The sequence below is a fragment of the Robertmurraya sp. FSL W8-0741 genome, from assembly GCF_038004005.1.
Classification (GTDB): Bacteria; Bacillota; Bacilli; order Bacillales; family Cytobacillaceae; genus Robertmurraya; species Robertmurraya siralis.
The window spans coordinates 4,382,004-4,403,541 of record NZ_JBBOQG010000001.1 but is presented as its reverse complement, the minus strand read 5'-3'; the positions used below and the strand labels follow the sequence as shown (position 1 = coordinate 4,403,541).

At 38.4% G+C, this 21,538-nt stretch carries 20 protein-coding genes, 1 CRISPR repeat array and 1 riboswitch; of the genes, 14 read left to right on the top strand and 6 right to left on the bottom strand.

The genetic code is table 11. The features are described 5' to 3' along the window. Positions 1–872: 872 nt before the first annotated feature. Positions 873–957: riboswitch (cyclic di-GMP riboswitch) on the top strand. Between the two features lie 26 nt (positions 958–983). Then, the gene (locus NST02_RS21460; RefSeq protein ID WP_095314534.1) at positions 984–1,118 is read left to right on the top strand and encodes an anti-repressor SinI family protein; all 135 of its coding nucleotides are present in this window, start codon (positions 984–986) and stop codon (positions 1,116–1,118) included. Between the two features lie 333 nt (positions 1,119–1,451). Here NST02_RS21460 and NST02_RS21455 read toward each other — a convergent pair whose 3' ends face one another. Beyond that, positions 1,452–1,775, bottom strand: coding sequence for a helix-turn-helix domain-containing protein (locus NST02_RS21455; RefSeq protein ID WP_137742962.1), 324 nt, complete (start codon positions 1,773–1,775; stop codon positions 1,452–1,454). 446 nt (positions 1,776–2,221) lie between these two features. Here NST02_RS21455 and map point away from each other — a divergent pair, with 446 nt between their 5' ends. Further along, entirely contained in the window at positions 2,222–2,977 is a 756-nt protein-coding gene (gene map, locus NST02_RS21450) for a type I methionyl aminopeptidase (RefSeq protein WP_095314536.1), read from the top strand. 90 nt (positions 2,978–3,067) lie between these two features. Next, positions 3,068–4,048 carry an HD-GYP domain-containing protein gene (locus NST02_RS21445; RefSeq protein WP_137742961.1) on the top strand — a complete coding sequence of 327 codons (981 nt, stop codon included), beginning with the start codon at positions 3,068–3,070 and terminating at the stop codon, positions 4,046–4,048. 246 nt (positions 4,049–4,294) lie between these two features. Here the strand turns inward: NST02_RS21445 and NST02_RS21440 are convergent, their stop codons facing one another. Beyond that, a complete protein-coding gene (locus NST02_RS21440; RefSeq protein ID WP_095314538.1) occupies positions 4,295–4,519 on the bottom strand; it encodes a DUF1128 domain-containing protein in 225 nt (74 codons plus the stop codon). 273 nt (positions 4,520–4,792) lie between these two features. Between NST02_RS21440 and NST02_RS21435 the strand changes: the two genes are divergently transcribed. The 3 genes from NST02_RS21435 (at position 4,793) to NST02_RS21425 (ending at position 6,557) form a co-directional block, all read left to right on the top strand. Next, positions 4,793–5,266 (top strand): low molecular weight protein-tyrosine-phosphatase, encoded by a 474-nt coding sequence (locus tag NST02_RS21435; protein WP_137742960.1) that lies wholly within the window; start codon positions 4,793–4,795, stop codon positions 5,264–5,266. Positions 5,267–5,367: 101 nt separating this feature from the next. Beyond that, positions 5,368–5,706: a YtxH domain-containing protein gene (locus NST02_RS21430; RefSeq protein ID WP_137742959.1), complete on the top strand. Its 339-nt coding sequence runs from the start codon at positions 5,368–5,370 to the stop codon at positions 5,704–5,706. A 23-nt stretch (positions 5,707–5,729) separates the two neighbouring features. Continuing rightward, entirely contained in the window at positions 5,730–6,557 is an 828-nt protein-coding gene (locus tag NST02_RS21425) for a YihY/virulence factor BrkB family protein (RefSeq protein ID WP_212934259.1), read from the top strand. Positions 6,558–6,701: 144 nt separating this feature from the next. Here the strand turns inward: NST02_RS21425 and NST02_RS21420 are convergent, their stop codons facing one another. Together NST02_RS21420 and NST02_RS21415 are read right to left on the bottom strand one after the other, a co-directional pair. Beyond that, positions 6,702–8,621, bottom strand: a complete 1,920-nt coding sequence (locus NST02_RS21420) for a heavy metal translocating P-type ATPase (RefSeq protein ID WP_212934260.1) — start codon at positions 8,619–8,621, stop codon at positions 6,702–6,704. 290 nt (positions 8,622–8,911) lie between these two features. Continuing rightward, positions 8,912–10,075, bottom strand: coding sequence for an MFS transporter (locus tag NST02_RS21415; protein WP_212934261.1), 1,164 nt, complete (start codon positions 10,073–10,075; stop codon positions 8,912–8,914). A 129-nt stretch (positions 10,076–10,204) separates the two neighbouring features. Here NST02_RS21415 and NST02_RS21410 point away from each other — a divergent pair, with 129 nt between their 5' ends. Continuing rightward, positions 10,205–10,585 (top strand): OsmC family protein, encoded by a 381-nt coding sequence (locus NST02_RS21410; protein ID WP_095314544.1) that lies wholly within the window; start codon positions 10,205–10,207, stop codon positions 10,583–10,585. Between the two features lie 168 nt (positions 10,586–10,753). Beyond that, entirely contained in the window at positions 10,754–11,500 is a 747-nt protein-coding gene (locus tag NST02_RS21405) for a YfkD famly protein (protein WP_373315140.1), read from the top strand. A gap of 60 nt (positions 11,501–11,560) precedes the next feature. On the opposite strand, the gene yfkAB is transcribed toward NST02_RS21405, so the two are convergent. After that, a complete protein-coding gene (gene yfkAB / locus NST02_RS21400; RefSeq protein WP_137742954.1) occupies positions 11,561–12,682 on the bottom strand; it encodes a radical SAM/CxCxxxxC motif protein YfkAB in 1,122 nt (373 codons plus the stop codon). A gap of 230 nt (positions 12,683–12,912) precedes the next feature. Between yfkAB and NST02_RS21395 the strand changes: the two genes are divergently transcribed. The 6 genes from NST02_RS21395 to rlmD all read left to right on the top strand — a co-directional run bounded on the left by NST02_RS21395 (position 12,913) and on the right by rlmD (position 20,307). Further along, on the top strand, positions 12,913–13,098 hold the full coding sequence (locus tag NST02_RS21395) for an SE1561 family protein (protein WP_340949766.1): 186 nt from the start codon (positions 12,913–12,915) through the stop codon (positions 13,096–13,098). A 316-nt stretch (positions 13,099–13,414) separates the two neighbouring features. Then, on the top strand, positions 13,415–14,959 hold the full coding sequence (locus NST02_RS21390) for a fumarate hydratase (RefSeq protein ID WP_137742952.1): 1,545 nt from the start codon (positions 13,415–13,417) through the stop codon (positions 14,957–14,959). A 156-nt stretch (positions 14,960–15,115) separates the two neighbouring features. Then, entirely contained in the window at positions 15,116–15,658 is a 543-nt protein-coding gene (locus NST02_RS21385) for a CueP family metal-binding protein (RefSeq protein WP_137742951.1), read from the top strand. 59 nt (positions 15,659–15,717) lie between these two features. Further along, a CRISPR array of direct repeats spans positions 15,718–16,546; the repeat unit is 32 nt; unit sequence ATTTCAATCCACACACTCATATAGAGTGTGAC. Between the two features lie 601 nt (positions 16,547–17,147). Beyond that, positions 17,148–17,948 (top strand): delta-lactam-biosynthetic de-N-acetylase, encoded by an 801-nt coding sequence (pdaA, locus tag NST02_RS21380; protein WP_445678162.1) that lies wholly within the window; start codon positions 17,148–17,150, stop codon positions 17,946–17,948. Between the two features lie 91 nt (positions 17,949–18,039). Next, a complete protein-coding gene (locus NST02_RS21375) occupies positions 18,040–18,888 on the top strand; it encodes a DNA-3-methyladenine glycosylase family protein (protein WP_137742949.1) in 849 nt (282 codons plus the stop codon). A 33-nt stretch (positions 18,889–18,921) separates the two neighbouring features. Then, on the top strand, positions 18,922–20,307 hold the full coding sequence (gene rlmD, locus NST02_RS21370; RefSeq protein ID WP_340949763.1) for a 23S rRNA (uracil(1939)-C(5))-methyltransferase RlmD: 1,386 nt from the start codon (positions 18,922–18,924) through the stop codon (positions 20,305–20,307). A gap of 321 nt (positions 20,308–20,628) precedes the next feature. On the opposite strand, the gene NST02_RS21365 is transcribed toward rlmD, so the two are convergent. Further along, positions 20,629–21,384 (bottom strand): SDR family NAD(P)-dependent oxidoreductase, encoded by a 756-nt coding sequence (locus tag NST02_RS21365; protein WP_340949762.1) that lies wholly within the window; start codon positions 21,382–21,384, stop codon positions 20,629–20,631. Between the last annotated feature and the right edge of the window lie 154 nt (positions 21,385–21,538).

Sequence of the window (21,538 nt, the reverse complement as noted above, 5' to 3'; positions counted from 1 at the left end):
CATGGAGGCAATTGGAATCGCGAAGTTCAAAATATGAAAAAAAGTCATTTCAATACCACCTTTCATATATTTTAAAAGGTTATTACTATTATTATAGTATTATTTAGATAATTCAGACATATATGTTTGAAAATTTTGTAAAATTGATTCATTTGACCTAAACAAAATTTTTTTATCCATTTGACATATTTGGCCAAGTAATGAAATAAAATGTAAAAAGTAAGATATTTGAAGGATGTGGACGAAATAAAGAGAAAAACGTTCGTTAAAACGAAAAAATGACAAAATTTCCATATTTCAAAAACATTTTAAAAAGATTAAAATTATATTAAATTCGCAATAAAGAACATTTGGTGATTTTGAAAGAACAAATGAGAGGATGTTGCTGTTGTATCGAAAAAATTGTGAAAAGTGTCATAAACCTTCTTTTAGTAGCAGTGAGTTCGGGACTTGGTTATGTCCTGAGTGTGGGAATGATTTAACGGCACATCCGTTCTTTGATCCGGTTACGTTCGAGCAGATTTTCATTAAAAAATTGCCTGTATCGCTGACGCGTGAAAGCAAGTCCGAAGTAAACAAGACGAATTAGGTCCAGCATTTTGAAGTATGAAATAATAACGAAAGATTTCAAATTGTCAATGCTTTTCCTTTTAGAATTACGAGAATGGGGCAAAGACTTTCGACAATAATTGCGAAATAAAGAACATTCTACTATTTATTCATATAGTAGCTGGAGCATTTATGTTGCTAGATGGCGAAAATTGTTTAAAAATAATATGTAAAAAATTTTAAATATTGACAAATAGTTACACTTTTATTGTTTGAAAGGCTGTAGACTAGAAATGGGATTACTTTCAGAAAAAATAAAGGACGCAAGAAAAGGGCAAACCTATTGAAAGATAGGGACGCAAAGTCTCAGGTCTAAGGTAGAAGTACTATGACGGCTGGACTGCTGAAATTCGTGCCGGATTTTAGGGGGAAAAATGGTGATAGAAATGAAAGGAAGAATTGAAGGTTTGGATATGGAATGGTTGGAACTAATTAAAGAGGCGAAGAAACTAGGAATTAAGAAAGAGGAAATCCGAGAGTTTCTTGCTAAAAATACGGTAAAGCAATAAGTTTTTTTGCGTTTCTACTTATTAAACTATTAATCATTTACATGTATCTTTTCTGACTTCATTTTAGACTAACATTTTAGATCATCACCGCTTTAGTTACCTAGCATAAAATTGAAAAACCTGTTCTTTTAATAGAACAGGTTTCAGAGTTTAGACAAAGTCAAAGAGTTCCCTTTTCAGACTGAGTGAAAAAGTTTGTCTTTCGCGGAGCGAAGCCTTGGGAGGAGCAGAGTTACTATTGGGCACCGGGCAAGGCGAAGCAACAGAGAAAGCAAGCGTTTGCGGGCAGTCTGCAGGTTTAGCTTCTATTTAGTCTAGCTTCAATTAGTTCTGTTATTTGCCTTGATTGGCTCTCCACTTATTAAACTCAAGATATTCTCTAAATTGTTCTTTGGATATACCAGAGTCCATAGCTTCTTTTACGATTTTAATCCATTCTGAATCGAGCTCTTCATCATTTAAGTGTTCATGGATTAGGTAATCAACTGGAACATGGAGAACGCCAGCAATTTTTTCAAGAAATTGAATCGACGGATTGTTTTGTAGATTTCTTTCTAAAGAACTTAAATAAGATTTAGCCACTCCAGCTTGCTCAGCAAGTTCTGAAAGAGACATCTTCTTTTCAAGTCTAAGTTTTTTTACACGATCACCAATCATGAATCACACATCCTATCAAAATGTATAATTTAATAATAGCAAATATTCAAAAGCAGTTCCATATTTAGAACGAAAAGTTCTTTCGAATTTTTCAGCTATCCATAGTAAGAAAATAATATTTATTTACATAGTAGAATATTCATTCAATTGTGACAATGCCCAATAAGACACATTTTAAATAACTCGATTGACCCTTTGGCTTGTTCCCGTGGACAGGCAGTAATTTGCACGGGAATGAGCCAATAATCGTATGATGAACATAACTAAAACAATGGGTAATGAGTCGATTTCCCGGTGTACAAAGTTGTAGTAAAAGCCGAATATTGCCAAATAGAAAATTTAACACCTATTAAAAGGTGTATGAAATAGAAATTATTGTGATTGTTACATGAAAAGTATTACAATGATGAAAGGTACATCTGTACTTGTATGAAGGAGGACTAGCGATGATTGTTTTAAAATCACAAAGAGAAATTGAAATGATGAAAAAAGCTGGAGAAGTGTTGGCTTCTGTTCATAAAGAAATTGCTAAGATGATTAAACCGGGAGTGACAACTTGGGAAATAGAAGAGTTCGTCGATTCCTTTTTGGCAAAAAAGGGAGCATCTGCTGAACAAAAGGGCTATAAAGGTTATGAGTATGCAACATGTGCAAGTATAAACGATGAAATTTGCCATGGATTTCCAAGGAAAGAACCTTTAAAAAATGGCGATATTGTGACGATTGATATGGTGGTCAATTTAAATGGAGCATTAGCGGATTCGGCTTGGACGTACGCAGTTGGGGAGGTATCTGACAAGACGAAGAAGCTTTTACAAGTAACAAAGGAAGCACTATATAAAGGAATTGAACAAGCGCAGGTTGGCAACCGCATTGGTGATATTGGTCATGCCATCCAGACTTATGTGGAAGCTGAAGGGTTTTCGGTTGTGCGTGATTTTATCGGGCATGGTATTGGCTCCGTTATTCATGAAAAACCTGATGTGCCTCATTTCGGCCTTCCGGGAAAAGGACCTCGTATTAAAGAAGGCATGGTCTTTACAATCGAACCGATGGTCAACATTGGACAGTATGAAATGAAGATGGACGACAATGGCTGGACTGCCCGTACGATCGATGGAGAATATTCTGCTCAATATGAGCACACGATCGCGATTACAAAAGAGGGTCCGATTATTTTAACCAATCAGGAAGATGCGTAAGGGGAAGTGCGTATTTTTTCTGAGTTCTAAGCACCTAGATTCACGAATTTAAAATAGAGCCGGTAAATAAAGTTGTACAGGAGAAGTGTCATGAGACTGATTAGTATTGATGAGTATAATCCAAAGCTAATGCAACTTGCGAGGCCGATTTATGATAAGCATAGACGTGTGTTACTAGGTGCCGGAAGAACGATACATCCTACTTATTTAGAAAAGCTCGGCGCCCTTGATATTCGCTATTTATTTGTTGAGGACGCCATTTCCTTTGGGATTACGATGGAAGAAATGGTCGATACACCAACTTGGATGGAAGCGATTGATGCGTTGAAAAATACTTATCGAGCTGTCGAGGAAAATCAGAAGCTCCCGATTCGTGAGATTCAAAAGCAAGTTGTAACGCTTGTCGATGAGGTGGCGAAACGGAAAGCGATATTTCTTGTTCCGACATCCTCTTTAACAGAGAATTTAAGGGAGTATGCCCATGCCGTCAATGTCGCTCTTATTTCTCTGCAATTGGCGAAAAAGCTGGGAATTTCTCAAAAGCAATTAAGGGAATTGGCTATGGGCTGTCTACTTCACGATATCGGAAAGGCAATTAAGGAAGAAACACAGCACCATGCAAGAAGTGGTTTTGAGTATTTACGAAAAATAAGAGAAGTCAGTCTTTTATCCGCCCATGTCGCGTATCAGCATCACGAGGCAATTGACGGAAGTGGGAAGCCGAGGGGATTAGAAGAGAAAGAAATTCATGAACTTGCTCAAATTTGTGCGCTTGGAAATGTGTACGACCATGCGATATCAAATAACGGACTTCCACCACATGAAGCAATGGAATATATTATGACAAAAAGTGACACATGGTTTACGGCCGAACTTATTGGTTTATTTGTCCAACAAGTACCAAGTTATATTCCCGGAACGAAAGTCAGACTCAATAACGGTCGTAAAGCAATTGTGACGAAGATTCTTAGAAATTTACAAAGGCCGTACATACGCTATTTGGATAGTGAAGAGGAAGTCTCATTAGGTGACTGCCATACACTTCTCATATCGGAAGTGCTTACTAGCTGAGCGCTGAATAAAGAAGAGGCCCCCAAATAATCACAGTTCATGGGAGCCGTTTTTTTATTGTCTAGGAAATCATAAAATGTAAAAAATGTGTATACACTAAATCAATTTGTTTTCATCTAGCTCCGGCACTTTTGTTCTTACCGACATTGATCTTTCGTGTCCAACGCTAATCGTTATTTCACGATTGAAACTGTTTTTTAAATTGAAGTGGGTAGGTAACGCTCTATTTACTATGTAAATAAGTTGTCATTGCTTTCTTAAATTTCCAAGTTCTTCTGCGAGAGCTTGCATTTCGTTGGGGCTAAAGGAATTTTTTTTCATCACAAGCTCATAAATTTCTTTTAATTCTTCATACATATTTTCATCGAAATGGGACGGTTTGATAGCCCCGAGATTTAAAACTTTAAGTTTTTCTTTAATCTTTTCAATCATATACTCCACATTTTCTACCGATGCTGTTGTTAAATTCATCCTTTTTCCACCTTTCATTTTGCTTAGACATCGCTTTTTCATGGTAAAATCAATTCTATTATTTACATATTCTTCATTGTTTTGTCCCATTCATAAACGGATAAATTTTTGCAATTTCATATTTGTAACATCCTTTAGTGAATATTATCATCTTTCCATAGTTTATAACAGGTATTCCATGATTTTTTATGAAATCATCTGTTGAAATCTCAACAAACAGTTGCATGTTTGAGGGTAAATCGAAGAAAATGGTAGATGGGAGGTATGCTATATATGGTAAAAGTTTTATTCGTCTGTCTCGGGAATATTTGTCGTTCTCCGATGGCTGAGGCGATGTTTCGAGATGCTGTGAAGAGGGAAGGTTTAGAAGGGGAAATTATGGTTGATTCAGCGGGGACTGGAGACTGGCATATTGGACAACCACCCCATCAAGGAACAGCCAATATATTAAAAACAAATAGTATTGAGTTTGAAGGAATTAAAGCTAGGCAAATCCAGCCAAAAGATTTGCAGGAATTTGATTATATTATTGCGATGGATAGCGATAATAAGAAAAATATTGCGAAACTGCAATCGGATTTTTCAAAAGCAAGTGTTGAAGTTCTACTGGATTATGTTCCGCATATAAAAGATAAGAATGTTCCTGATCCTTATTATACGGGAAATTTCCAAGAAGTATTTGATTTACTGAAGCAGGGTTGTGAAAAGCTATTACAACATATTAAACATGAACATGTTTTGGAGTAGCTGATTATTTTTACTTGATCGGACAGGATAAACACCCTTAAGTAGAGTTCAGCTTAAAATTATAAATGGCAGTGATTGAGATAGAAAGGAAGGACATAAAAATGGGGAGTACAGATAAATTTTGGAAAGGTATTCTACTCGGGGCAATAGCCGGTGGAGCGATTAGTTTGCTTGATCGGCAAACGAGAAATGCGGTAGCAGCAAGCTGTAAAACGGGAGCAAAAAACGTTGCCCACTTTATTACGCATCCAAATGAGGCGGCAGAAAAACTAAAAAACACAACAACACAACTGCGTTCTACAGTTGAACAAGTAAGTGAGGACGTATCCTTTATTGCAGAAAAAGTGGAAGAGCTCAGAGAAGTAACGCCAACTGTGGTTGGAATTGTTCACGATACGAAAGAAGCATTTATTAAAGAACATGATGAGGAAGATGTTTAACAAGGTAAGGTAGGGGTGGAGTAATGGCATTGTTAAATGTTAGAGGTTTAATGTTGCTGTGGAAGAGAATCGGCGAAGATGATGTAATGGGCTTAGCAGCTCAATTGGCTTATTTCTTTCTGTTGTCGTTATTTCCGCTCCTTATTTTCTTAGTTACACTCTTACCTTATTTACCGATTACACAAGAAGAAATGCTTAGCGTTGTAGCTGATTTTGCTCCAGGAGAAACGATGACTTTCATTGAAACGAATTTAAATGAAATTATGAATCAACAAAGTCGAACGCTGCTTTCTTTCGGAATTATTGCGACGATGTGGTCTGCTTCGAATGGAATTAATGCAATTATTCGTGCATTAAATAAAGCTTATGATGTTAAGGAAAATCGTTCCTTTGTTGTAGCTAGAGGGATGGCAATCATTTTTACGGTTGCAATGATATTCGTGTTCATTATCGCGCTCTTACTTCCGGTCTTCGGTAAACAAATTGGGATGTTTTTATTTGCGAAGCTCGGATTTTCAAGCCATTTTTTAAGTTTTTGGCATATGTTAAGGTGGATTTTAAGCTTTTTGATTATATTTATCGTCTTTTTAGTGCTTTATTGGCTTGCTCCAAACAAAAGATTTCAGTGTATTGATGCGGTTCCAGGTGCGATTTTTGCAACCATAAGCTGGTTAATTGTTTCCTGGGGCTTTTCTTTCTACGTAAGCAATTTCGGCAATTACTCAGCCACATATGGGAGTATTGGTGCGGTTATTGTGTTATTGATTTGGTTTTATTTAACGGGCGTTATTATTATTCTTGGTGGAGAAGTGAATGCATTGAACCAATTGTTAAAGGATGAAACATGCTGAAACGCAGGGAGTGTGCAAAATAAGAGGTATGCTTGCGATGAGCAACATAAGCAAAAGCGCATGAAATCAAGTTTCAAAACCTTGATTTCATGCGCTTTTTTTCTTGTCCCTGCTACTTTGCATTTCACAAAGTGATGAGCAAAGCTACGACTTTAATAGGCGTAAGCCGTTTAAAATGACCAAAATGGTGCTGCCCTCATGACCAATTACACCAAAAGGTAGGTCGATAAACTGCAGGAAGTTGGAGACGATTAGCAGCATAATAACAGAAATGGAGAAAATAACGTTTTGCTTAATAATACGATTCATCTTTTCTGACAATTGAATAGCTTCGGCGATGCGCGGCAAATCATTTTTCATTAGAACAACATCAGCAGTTTCCAAAGCGACGCCAGAGCCGTCACCCATCGCAATTCCAACATTGGCAGTTGCAAGTGCAGGTGCATCATTGATACCATCACCAACCATGGCGACATGACCATACTCTTCTTTAATTCTTTTTAATTTTTCTACTTTATCCTCCGGCAAACATTCTGCGGTGTAATCATTTACATGGCTTTCTGCGGCAATCGCATGTGCTGTATTTTTACTATCACCTGTCAACATAACGGTGTAAATTCCTTTTTGTTTTAATTGATCAATTGCTTTTTTCGTTTCATCACGAACGACGTCCTTCAAAGCAATTAAGCCGACGATCTCCCCATCTTTTTGCACAAAAACGATCGTTTTCCCTTCCTGCGCTAAGCGCAATGCGGCTCCATCTAAGAATGACTCTGCTGCTTCCCTTCCTACGAAATCTGCTTTTCCTATTTTCCACAATTCATGCTCGTATGTGGCTTTCACTCCATAGCCTGAAATATCTTCAATACTCTCAGGGTGGATAAGAGCTTCCTCTCTATTTTCTTTTGCATAGTTGACAATTGCATTTGCCAACGGATGATTAGAGTGACTTTCAATCGCTGCTGTTTTTAGTAGAAATTCCGTTTTGGAGATTTCCTCATTAGTTAAAATATCCGTGACTTCAGGCTTTCCTTTTGTTAACGTACCCGTTTTATCGAACGCAATGGCGCGTAAATGACTTAGATTCTCTAAATGGACTCCACCTTTAAAGAGAATTCCACGCCTTGCACCGGTCGAAATCGCTGCTAAGGTTGCAGGCATGATTGAAGCGACAAGGGCGCATGGAGAAGCGACAACCAATAAAATCATGGCTCGGTAAAAAGTTTCAGTCCAACTCCATCCTAGCAAGAAATGTGGCAGGAACATCATGAGCGCAACGACAGCAAGAACAACTTTAACATACATTCCTTCAAACTTCTCAATGAATAGCTGGGAAGGGGATTTTTCACTTTGAGCAGATTGAACAAGTTGGATAATCTTTTGGAAAAGAGTATCGCTACTTTCTTTCGTAATTTCAACTGTGAGCGAGCCGTTCAGATTGACTGTCCCGGCATAGACATCTTCATGGACACCTTTCGAAACTGGAATAGATTCTCCAGTAATGGCAGCTTCGTCTAGGTGACTCTGTCCTTTAACAATCCTCCCATCGGAAGGAATTCTTTCCCCTGGCTTAATAAGAATGAGATCGCCAATCCTTAATTCAGCAACAGGGGTGATCTTTTCCACCCCATTTGAAACAACTAATGCTTCCTGCGGCTGCAATTCCATTAGTGCTGATATTTCCTTATGGCTTTTATTCATCGTATAAGTCTCCAGAGCTCCGCTTAAGGAGAAAATAAAGATGAGAATGGCCCCTTCAGTCCAGTAACCAATAACAGCGGATCCAATTGCCGCAAAGATCATCAGCATTTCAACATTTAATTCTTTCTCAGCTATCGTACTTTCAATGCCTTCTTTTGCTTTCGCATAGCCTCCAATCAAAAAAGCTAACACGAAGGAAACAACTGAAGCGGTTGTTAAGTCGTTTTTTTCAAGTAACCACCCGATAGCAATCAGGAGACCGCTTGTAATCGCGGCAATTAGTTCAACATGTGGCCAAATTTTATCCAAGAGCCCTTCTTGGTTGGCTCCAGTATTCGTTATTCCTTTAATGTCTGTGTTCATCTCCGCATCCCCCAATGATAACCTATTTCAATTATCTTGATCTAATTGAGAAAAATAATCAACATCAATACCCTAATAAAACACGAAAGCTGTCACCTAATAGGCAACAGCAGAAAATCATAATAATTACTTATTTGTATTTATTCTAATTATAACATTTGATTTCAATATGTAAAGCTTTATTTATAGATTTTATTAACCAATTGTATTGAAAATTTTTTTAGCTCATTTCGTGTAATGATTGATTTCACACGAAATGAGCTAAAATGAACACGGACAGCTAACAAAGCTTATTTATAGGCTGATTGTTGTTGCTGCGGCTGAAAGAAAAATAAAGCAATAAAAACGGTAAGTAACATGAAAGCAATTAAATAAAAGAAACTAATCCCTTCAATGTATTCAATCATCAATCCGCCAATGAACGGACCCGTAATGCTTCCAAAACTAAAAAATATGCTGCACATTATATTTCCCGCTGGCAGGAGATGCTTTGGCAGGAGGTCTGCCATATAGGATATGCCAAGCGAAAAGGTGGAACCGACAAGCATTCCTGCGATAAAAAAGCAGGAAAATAAAGCAGCCTCTGAGCCTTCAAGAATGGCAGCCGCAAGAAAGGTGAGAAATCCTGAAATCATGACGAATCGTAAAATTTTCTTGCGCCCGTAGCGATCGCTCATAAGTCCAAGCGGCATTTGAAAGACAATTGTTCCAATTGCAAATGCCGGTAAAATAATCGAAACAGCATTTATATCAACGCCGATTCTTAACGCATAAACAGGGAAATTCCCATTTAAGGTTGCTTCAAGAAAACCATAGCCAAAAGGGGGAAGGAAAGCCACCCATGCATACTTCCAAACTTGACTAAATCGTTGAAACGTACTAAAAAAAGAAGTTGCTTCCGTTGAATCATGGTCAGGAATTTCATTTTTAAGGAGAAAAATAGTCACCCAAGCGGTGAAACTCAGCCCTGCTGAAATGATAAAAGGAAGTGACTCATTTATCGACAGCAGGCGGGTCATCATTGGTCCGATTGCAAAACCTAAGCTAAAAAAGAGTCCATATAAGGCAATGTTTCTGCCGCGATTTTTCACAGTAGAAAAAGAAGTGATCCATGTTTGTGTCCCAAAATGGAGCATATTGTCGCCGATTCCGATCAATAACCGCAAAATAAACCAAAACCATAGTGATTTCCAAAATGGAAATAGAAAAAGTGATAGGAGGACGATCAAGCCGCCAAGAACGATGATCGGTTTGTAGCCAAATCTTTTTAACGGTTTTTCTAAAAAAGGTGAAATCAATAAAATTCCAATGTATATACTCGTCGCATGCAGACCATTAATGCTTGATGAAACCCCATCTTGTTCGAAAATAATGGCGATTAGCGGGAGGATCATCCCTTGTGAAAAGCCAGAAATGGCAACAATTCCTACGAGGATCCAGAGCCGTAGATTCATGTTTCATACCTCATTATTTATGTATTCTACCTGATGGTACATGAGAAAAACGATTGTTGGCAAGTAGATTTTTTGTCAAGAAGCTCTGCAATTTGTATGATAGGAGTAGAGCTTAGGAGGATGATGGTAATGGAATTTCATATGAAAGAAATAGGTTTTTATACAGAAACGGCAAATGGGCGCTTAAATATTGCTGGAGATGAAGAGCACGGGTTCCGACCTTTTCAATTATTGGTCTCCTCGGTTGCGGTTTGCAGCGGCGGGATAATGAGAAAAATTCTAGAGAAAAAACGGATTCCGTATGAGGATATCCATATTAAAGCCGATGTTGTTCGCAATCCAGAAAAGGCGGATAAAATAGAAAAGATCCATCTTCATTTTACGCTTACAGGCATTGAGATTTCGCAAGCTCAAATGGAAAAGGTCATGGCTCTCACTGCGAAAAACTGTTCAATGGTTCAATCTGTAATGGAAAGTATTGAAATCGAAGAAACATTCGAAATCAAATAATGCGAACAAAATTTTGGATAAGATGTAAGAACTCTGAAAAAACTAGATGTATGAGTTAATTTCAATTTGTGTTGGGGTTGACATTGACTCATCGACATAGTGAAAGGAGTTCGACTCATCATGAAAAAATTGGTTTCTAGTATCTTTATTGGGTTACTATTGATCCAAATGACTGTTATATCTGTCTCTGCTGCAAAGAAAGAAGAGATAAAGATCCCAAGTTCGGTATTAAATATTACAAAGGAAAACACTTATCCGAATCCGACACAGGATTTGCCAACGCTGCAGCCGAGTGAGCTAACAGAAGAACTCATATCTAGTTCAAAAGTAAAAATTGAAAATCCGGATTTAATTCGAATGCTCAATGAAACCAATGTAAACAGCACACCTTTTGCCTTTGGCTATCGAGCTGTTATTTATTTAGGACAGTGGCCGCTTAGCTATGAATCGACAGAGACTTCAGCAAATTGGGAATACCAAAAGATTAATACAAATTACTATGATAATCGCGGTGGAAAAGCGAATTATCAAATCCATTATGTTCAAGAAGCACAAAAAGTCGTAAAAGGTGGATTAACGGCTAAGGTACCACAAGCTGAGGATGTAAAAAAAATGATGCTCCTTGAAGCTGCAAAGAATTCAAATCTCCCCCTTGCGTTTGAAACGGTTGTTGGAGCAGGAACGAAAAAAGATCAATATTATAATATCCCTCCAAAAAGATTGGGATATTTATATGGATTTGTTCCAGCAGTTAGTGAAAAAGGGAAAGTGACGTACGGAGAAGTTTACTTAATGCTAAAAGGAAATAAGAAAATGATCGTCGTCAAAAATGTAACTTCTCAAGGAATTGGTGCGTGGATTCCTGTTCAGGATTATATTTCGTTTGGGTTTGTCGCAACGGAGCGACCAAGATAAATAGGAAACGTCGAATCTCGTGGTTCGACGTTTTTATATTTTTCCAAGAAGCACTGTACTTTATTTTGCGATATTTGCTGTTCTTTGTTGAAAGTCAACGCCATTGTAATAGCTGTTTTTCACTAACACATTGGGACCCAAGCAACGAACGGCTGGACAATGACAGTTCAAGCTTTTAGCTAAATCAGTTTGCATCCATCTCTCATAAGCTACAGAAAGTGAATCTGTTTGAATATTACCGAGGGAAGGAGTATCTCCAAAATCAGTAACAATAATATCTCCGGAAAAAATATTTACATTTAATCGTGAGCGACCATCAGGATCGTTACGGACAGTCACATTTTTACTTTTATATAATCTTTGTAATAGCGCTAAATCTTTTTCATCATGATTACATGGATAGAATGGCAGCGTTCCAAAAAGCATCCAAGTATCTTCATTACGGATGTCCAAGAGATGATGGATGGCATCACGAATTTGTTCAAGGGTTAGAACTTCTAAGTTTGAAGCCCAGTCTGATGGGTACATCGGATGGATCTCATGTCTTCCACATTTCATTTCTGTCACTACTTGGCGATGAATATCCTCTAAATAAGGCAAGGTTCGGTTACTCAACATCGTTTCGGCTGAGACCATTACACCTGATTCAGAAAGAGCACGGCTATTTTCAATCATTCGTTGGAAAAGAACTGCTCGCTGCGCAGGGCTAGGCTTGCGCTCCATCATCGCAAATCCGCCTTCAACGAAATCTTCTAAAGTTCCCCAGTTGTGAGAAATATGCAATACATCTAAATAAGGTGCTATTTTTTCATAGCGTTCAAGGTCAAGGGTTAAATTCGAGTTAATTTGTGTACGAACTCCCCGTGCGTAGGCATATTGAAGTAAAGGAAGTACATAGTTCTCAACTGATTTTTTTGAGAGCATCGGTTCCCCGCCAGTAATACTTAAAGAACGGAGAGTTGGGATTTCGTCGAGCCGTTTAACTAATAAATCAAAAGGAAGGCCTTCAGGGTCTTTCGGTTGCAATGTGTAACCAACTGCACAGTGTTCACAACGCATATTGCAAAGAGTTGTTGTCGTAAATTCAATGTTGGTCAAAGTTAATTTCTGATATTGCTCTATGTCCATGTAAGCTTCCCATGGATCGAAGCTTGGGGTAATGGCCTTTGTATTTGCGTTCATTGTAAAAACTCCTTTTTCTAAACAAAAATGGTCAAAAGGACCATGTATAAATGCACTTCGTTATTATCAGTTTAAGAGATTACTTCTGTCAATGGTTTTACGGAAAATGTTTCAGATTAAATATATGCACAGAAATATAATAATAGTTATAAGCAAAAATCGTTATTGCATCATAACCATATTTATGTGTACGATTGGAGACGAGCAATGCTGAAAGGAGCGAGTTATTTTTGGGAAGTCCTATAAAGGAAAAAGGCAAGCAAGTCGTTTTTTTAAAGCAGAAATTGACGATGTTTATGGATCTTTTAGATGCGATAGAGCCTGAAAGTGCAGATTTAGAAGACATCGATAGGCTCATTTCGATTATAGATGACTTAGAATCAAAATGTCGTGAATTCAAAAATCGAGATGAATGAATTTTAAGAGGAGGCGTTTAAAAAGCTAAGCTTTTTGACTGCCTCTTTTTTAATGTTTAGCAAACTCCTGGATATGCCGCGAAAAGAGAAAAATGAAACTAACGGTTCACAGCAGTTGATTTATTCTATATTTAAGTGGGTAAACTTAAAATCACTTGTCTTTCATTCAAATGCTGTTAGGAGTATAATAAAAACGGGGAATTATTGTAATATTCAAATGATATTATTAAAACGTTTACTTAAATTAAGGGGTTAAAGTAAACGTTACGCTTCATTGAACAAAGAGGTTTTCAAAAGGGAAAGAGGGGGATCACGGATGAATATTGAAAAGTTTCAAGCAAGCATGTATGAGCTAATTGTTGAAACTTCAACGAATTTACCTAAGGATGTTCGCCGCGCAGTTAAAGCCGCGAAGGAAATGGAGAGTGCAGGAACTCGAGCGGCGATGAGTTTAGCCACGATTACCAATAATATTAAGATGGCTGATGATAATGTATCACCGATTTGCCAAGATACAGGCCTTCCAACTTTCAAAATTAAAACACCTGTTGGGGTCAATCAAATTGAGTTGAAAAAAGCTATTCATAATGCAATTGCAAAAGCGACAAAAGATGGGAAGCTTCGTCCAAACTCTGTAGATTCTCTAACGGGGGAAAATAGCGGCGATAATCTCGGAATTGGCCTTCCAGTTGTGAAATTCGAGCAATGGGAAAAGGATTATATTGATGTCCGCCTTATTTTAAAAGGAGGGGGCTGTGAAAATAAAAATATTCAATATAGCTTGCCGTGTGAGCTTGAAGGGCTAGGTCGGGCTGGCCGCGATCTGGACGGAATTCGAAAATGTATTTTGCATTCAGTCTATCAAGCACAAGGTCAAGGCTGCAGTGCAGGCTTTATTGGCGTTGGAATTGGTGGAGATCGCTCTTCAGGCTATGACCTTGCAAAGGAACAGTTATTCCGCTCCAATGATGATGTAAATCCACATGATGATTTGCGGAAATTAGAAGAGTATATTATGGAAAATGCTAACGAATTAGGCATTGGAACGATGGGCTTCGGTGGGGAAACAACGTTGCTTGGATGTAAAATCGGCGTGATGAACCGTATTCCTGCCAGCTTTTTCGTTTCTGTCGCTTATAATTGTTGGGCATTCCGTCGCCTAGGAGTAACCGTGAATGCGGAAACTGGTGAAATCAACGAATGGCTCTACCAAGAAGGGGACAAGATTGATTTTGCACAAGAGGCAGAAAAGGAAGCCGCTACCGCAACTGAAACTGATACAAAAGTCGTTACTTTACAGGCACCGATAACGGAAGAACAAATTCGTGAATTAAAAGTTGGTGATGTTGTTCGTATTGACGGCAGGATGTTCACGGGACGTGATGCTATCCATAAATACTTATCCGAAAATGATGCACCTGTTGATTTAAATGGGCAAATTATTTATCATTGCGGTCCAGTAATGCTTAAGGATGAAGATGGGAAATGGCATGTGAAGGCGGCTGGTCCGACGACAAGTATTCGTGAAGAGCCTTATCAGGGGGACATCATGAAGAAATTTGGCATCCGTGCTGTTATTGGTAAGGGTGGAATGGGACCGAAGACGTTGGCGGCGCTTCAAGAACATGGTGGGGTTTACTTGAATGCGATTGGTGGAGCTGCCCAGTATTATGCAGATTGTATTAAGTCTGTTGACGGTGTTGATTTAATGCAATTTGGGATTCCAGAAGCGATGTGGCATTTAACTGTTGAAGGCTTTACAGCAGTTGTTACAATGGATGCCCATGGAAATAGTCTCCATCAGGATGTTGATAAATCTTCTTTGGAAAAACTGGCACAGTTTAAAGAGAGAGTATTTTAATATGAAAATGAAGACCTAACAGAAATCAAGGGTCTTCATTTTTTTGCCTTAAATTTGTTGAAGATATTGTGTCAAGTCATGGAAAACAATTTTCAAACGATGGAGAGATAGTATAATACGATAATAAGAGAATTTGAAGTGAGAGGTGACAGCAGTATGAAATTAAAAATTCTATCTCTTATGTTGTTTGCCACCATGTTGTTAGTAGCTTGCAGTTCTGAAGATAATGGAGCTGATGCAGTACCTTCTAGCAATAACGATTCGGTAGACATCAAAAAATTGGTCAGTGAGTACAGTACTGGAAGTGTTGAAGGTGAAACAGCCTCGATTACTGCTACACAATTAATTGTTACGAATGAAGAAAATGAGGAAGAGACAGTGTATGAGCTGCCGGAAGAGGAATTTTTTGTATCAATCGCTCCATACATCAATGAAACGCATCCTTGTACAAATCATAGCTTGACAGGTTGTCAAGGAGAGCTGGTCGAAAAAGAATTTGATGTCTATATTGAAGACGAAGATGGAAAAGTGATGGTAGATGAAAAAATAACGTCCCTTCCAAATGGATTTTTTGATTTATGGCTTCCACGGGAAAAAACGTACACTGTTACGATTTCTTACGATGGCAAGACAGTCGAATCCGAGCTATCCACTTTTGAGAATGATGGGACTTGTATAACCACCATGCAATTAAATTAAAAAGATAAGCGGGTGTCCAAAAAATATTGGACACCCGTTTATCTTTTTTTGCAGGAAGAATTCTAATTCACACACTCGTATAGAGTGTGACTTGAGTATCCTGGAGAACTAAATAAACAAACAAAATTTCAATCCACACACTCATATAGAGTGTGACGGGTGGTTACGATGACCCTACGCGACACACTCACATTTCAATCCACACACTCATATAGAGTGTGACTACTATTTGTGACGACTTCTTCCATCATTTCCTTATTTCAATCCACACACTCATATAGAGTGTGACGTTTTATGAGTATGTGGACATCCCTCTATCGGAGATTATTTCAATCCACACACTCATATAGAGTGTGACGCGAAAATGACGGACTTTAATCCGGAAGTACTTAGATTTCAATCCACACACTCATATAGAGTGTGACAACCCTGTCATTAACGGTCATAGAGTTTAGGGGTATTTCAATCCACACACTCATATAGAGTGTGACATCATCACTCCACAAGTCATTTCTTTTTATAATTATTTCAATCCACACACTCATATAGAGTGTGACATTAGACTTTTTAGATAATCTTTTAGATTTTATCATTTCAATCCACACACTCATATAGAGTGTGACGAGCGGGGAAAACCACTGCAATGGTGGAATATTTATTTCAATCCACACACTCATATAGAGTGTGACACACTGTAAGTACGGGATATTGGAGCTATGACGTTATTTCAATCCACACACTCATATAGAGTGTGACCAAGAATGTCTTAAGTGCACCAGCTTTGACAGCATTTCAATCCACACACTCATATAGAGTGTGACTGCCATTTGTTTCCTTTGCTAACTGTTCGACAATAATTTCAATCCACACACTCATATAGAGTGTGACAGCGATTTTTAAACAAAAAAAGTAAAATTACACTTATCGTCGTATGGAAAATGCTATTTTTGTGGTTATATAGGTAAAAAATGGAATAAAACCATGCGGTTAAAAGAAATAGCTGCTATTTTCAAGGTGCGAATCTCCTAGGAAAATCATGTGCGCTTCACATTCGCACTGAATAATTTCCGTTTATTATAGGTGTTTTAATTAAAAATTTTTATGTAACTGTTATTAATAAAGAAATTAGGATTGAGAATACCAAATGTTAAACTTGTCTCAAAAGCTAAATATATAATATTTTTTCCATTATATCAGATAATTTAAAGATTTTCAGGTAGCGGTTTTATTAATTTAAGTAAGGAATTGAATCTACACCAGAATTTGCCGAGTTTTTTGAGCAGACGAGATTCTGTTTAGATTACCTTCGAATAGCAGAGGCATTCTCTATTCCACTTTCGTTTGTTATAATTGCAACCTTAACTTTGCTTGCTCGCATTTAGAATTCATGAAGTATTGCAGCTTTCTTAATTTGCTAATATCTGTAAATCATTTTTCGTGCTCTTCTAACAAAAAATAAAGAAAAAGTGTTAGGAGGCAGAAGGAAAAAATGATGTTAAAAAGAGGTCGTTATATAGGATTACTTATACTGTTATTTTTTATTGCCACATCTGCTTATGCTAGTACTAGCAATACCCCCATTCATTGGGGCTTTAAAAAAGGGAAAAATGAGCAACCTGCGGAAGCTGGGCAAGAATTGGATGCGCTATTAGATAAGTATGATGCTTTTTATAAAGGGGACTCAGCTGAGAAGGATATATACTTAACTTTTGATAACGGCTATGAAAATGGCTATACAGCGAAATTTTTGGATGTGCTGAAAAGTGAAAAGGTGCCAGGAGCCTTTTTTGTCACTGGGCATTATTTAGAAACCCAGCCTGAGTTAGTAAAAAGAATGGCGAAAGAAGGTCATATTATCGGCAACCACTCCTATTATCATCCGGACTTAACAAAGGTGGATAACGAGCGTTTAAAGAGAGAACTCGAGATGGTTCGCGCTAAAACGGAAGAACTTACTGGGGTGAAAAATATGGTCTACCTTCGTCCCCCACGAGGAATTTTGAGTGAAAGAACATTAAAACTAGCGAAGGAACAAGGCTATACCCATGTGATGTGGTCCGTTGCCTTTGTAGACTGGAAGGTTGACCAACAAAAAGGAGCCAAATATGCTTATGACAATATTATGAGACAAATTCATCCAGGGGCCATTATCCTCCTTCATACAGTGTCAAAGGATAATGCTGATGCTTTGGAACAAGCTATTCAGGATTTAAAAAAGAAGGGTTACACCTTTAAAAGCTTAGACGATCTCAGAAAAAGAAAATTGATTAAAGAGCCGATGCTGTTTTAAAACATGTCAAAGCTCCTGTTGCGAGGGAGCTTTTTCGTATTTACCTGCAAAAAATGCTATAATACGAGCAAATTATGTAGGTGGGATAACAATGCGTATTTTAGGTCCGTATAATTTTGATTCAGTGCTAGACAGACTTTCTCTTGATCCTCTTCATGTGATAGACAGGAATAAGAGGAGTGTTAAAGTACCACTCATAATAAAAGACCAGCCACTAGTGGCGGAAGTGACAGCAATAGGTACAACAGATGAGCCCGAGTTTAGGGTCGATGAGGAAAATAACGAAATAATCGAGAAATTGACTCATATTTTCCAATGGAAGCAGTCACTTACGGAAGTTGACGACCATTTTCAAATGACTGATCTTCAACAGCTTTTTAAAGAGCATCGAGGAACGCCGCTTGTATTGGATTTTGATCCGTATAATTGTCTTTTGAAGTCTATCATCCATCAGCAATTGAATTTATCTTTCGCCCATACGCTTACGGAACGATTTGTGAAAACCTTTGGCTTTGAGGTAGGCGGAGTCTATTTTTATCCACAGCCAGAAACGGTAGCGAATTTAAACATCGTAGATTTAAGAGAACTGCAATTTAGTGGGCGCAAAGCTGAGTACGTGATTGGAATAGCTCAAGCGATTGTGGACGGAAAGTTAGATTTACAAAGTCTTTATGATAAATCTGATGAGGAAGTTATGAACGAACTAATTAAGCTCCGTGGAGTTGGGCCTTGGACTGTGCAAAACCTCTTGATATTTGGATTAGGAAGACCGAATCTTTTTCCTGCTGCTGATATTGGCCTGCAAAATGCGTTGAAGAAGCTGTATGAGCTTGATAGAAAACCAACGCTAGATGAGATTGACGTATATAAAAAGGATTGGGAGCCATATTTAAGCTTCGCTTCTTTGTACTTATGGAGAAGCATTGAAGAAGTGGGGTAATTTTGTAGAACGAATAAATGGAGATGAACAACGATGAAAAAAGAGCAAACTGTGAAAATCGAGCCTAAGCAAACCTTTCCCTTAACGATTAAGCGCCTTGGTATTAATGGGGAAGGGGTCGGTTATTTTAAGCGGCAAGTCGTTTTTGTTCCAGGTGCGTTGCCAGGTGAAGAGGTCGTCGTCGAAGCAACAAAGGTGCAGCCCAAGTTTGCTGAAGGTCGGATCAAAAAAATACGAAAGAAATCTCCTTATCGCGTGCAGCCCCCATGTCCTGTTTACGAAGAATGCGGTGGCTGTCAGCTTCAGCACTTACGCTATGATCAGCAGTTGAAGGAGAAGCGCGATATTGTGATTCAAGCACTTGAGCGACATACAAAGCTACCGGTAGCACAAATCGACATCCGAGAAACGATTGGCATGGACGATCCATGGAATTATCGTAATAAAAGCCAATTTCAAGTGGGAAGCCGTGATGGGCAAATATTAGCAGGTCTATATGGAATAAATTCCCATAAGCTTGTGAATATCCAGCAATGTGTCGTTCAGCATCCTTTGACAAATAAGGCGACTGAAGCGGTGAAACAAATTTTACAAGACTTGAAAATTCCAATATATAACGAGAGGTCAAGAAAAGGAATTGTCCGAACGATTGTTGCAAGGGTAGGGATCCAGACAGGTGAACTGCAAATTGTCTTAATTACATCACAAAAGAACCTCCCGCAACAAGATTTATTAGTCGAGAGAATTAAAAAGGCAGTACCAGAGGTCAGATCGATTGTTCAAAATGTTAATGGACAAAAAACATCGCTTATTTTTGGTGATCAATCAATCACACTTGAAGGTACAGACTTTATTCAGGAAACATTAGGGGATCTCCAATTTGAGCTATCTGCAAGAACTTTTTTTCAGTTGAATCCTGAACAAACGATTAGACTTTACAATGAGGTAAAAAACGCAGTGGGGCTAACCGGTACGGAAAAAGTAGTAGATGCCTATTGTGGTGTCGGCACAATTGGCTTATGGATTGCAGAGCAGGCGGGAGAAATCCGCGGCATGGACATTATTCGTGAATCCATTGAAGATGCGAAGAAAAATGCAGAACGTCATGGCATTAAGCATGCCAAATATGTAGTTGGAAAGGCAGAAGAGATCATGCCAAAGTGGGTCAAGCAAGGATGGAAGCCAGATGTGGTCATCGTCGACCCACCTCGAACAGGGCTTGACCAGCAACTTTTAAAAACGATTTTACAAGTAAAGCCGAAGAAAGTAGTATATGTCTCCTGCAACCCATCAACGCTAGCAAAGGATATAGCTGTACTGGCACCAAAGTATAAGGTTGAATATATGCAGCCTGTCGACATGTTTCCGCAAACGGCGCATGTCGAAACTTGCGTAATGCTATGTCGAACCGATTCCTAGAAACCCTTGATTTTACGCATTTTTATAATATATTTTTTCTTCAATGTTTATCTGCCTTTTATTATTTTGGTCAAAGAATTATGTTTAAAATAGTATATGGCGGGTGAGAACATGTCTTTAGACCATAGTATTTGTATATACAGTGAAATAGGAAAATTAAAGTCAGTTCTTCTTCATTGTCCGGGAGAGGAAGTAGAAAATATCGTTCCTCCTTATTTAAAAAGACTATTATTAAAGACGCGAGAGCCTACGAAGCTTTCACGTCTTTTTCTTTAGTCATTTTGGACAGAAATATTAGACTCCCATGTCGTCCTCGCATTCTTAAAGCAAATGTCCGCCAGACACTTCAATGTCCTGGGCTGTAACCCAGCCGAAATCATCGGACAATAGGTTCACAATGACCTTTGCAAGATCTTCGGGTTGGCCGATTCTGCCAAATGCAGATTGCTCTGCCAGCGGCTGGATGAATTCAGGATGTTTATCGAATGCTCCATCGCCAAAGTTGCTGTGCGTAGGACCGGGAGAAACTGCGTTGACCCGAATTTTACGTGGTGCAAGTTCTTTGGCAATGTAGCGATTCCAAGATGAGAATGCTGCTTTTAACGAGCCGTAGACGGAGTACCCTGGAAATGCTTGGTTCTTGGCTGTACTCGTGGTATTTACGATGGCTCCAGCATCATCCATGAATCGGACGAGGTGTTGTGTTAAAAAAACGGGTCCTTTAAAGTTCGTATTAAGAATCTTGTCGAAGTACTCTTCGCTCATTTCGGCCAACATCATTGACCCACCAACACCGCCATTATTGACTAGGTAATCAAAAGTCGTTCTGTTCCAAATTTCTTTGAGGTTCCTTTTCACCTCCAGAACGAAACCTTCGAATGTTGATATTTGAGTCAGATCCAACTTTAGTGCTACGGCCCGAACTCCTTTATTTTTCTCAATTTCCTTAACGACTGCTTCTGCCCTATCCTGATAAGAATTGTAGGTGAGAATGACGCTAATTCCGCGCTTGCCAAGTTCAAGCGCAGTCGCTTTTCCAATGCCATTACTTCCACCTGTTACGATTGCAATTTTCATAGAATCCTCCTTTTTGTGTTCAATCTAGATTTTATTTTAGTCGTTTCTCTGAAATAATCTAGATTCAATAATGCCTTTTAATTGCCTAAAATCACCAACCACTCTTTGAAACATCCGTATTATCACCTGTTTTTTTCATAAAAATAGCCTAAAA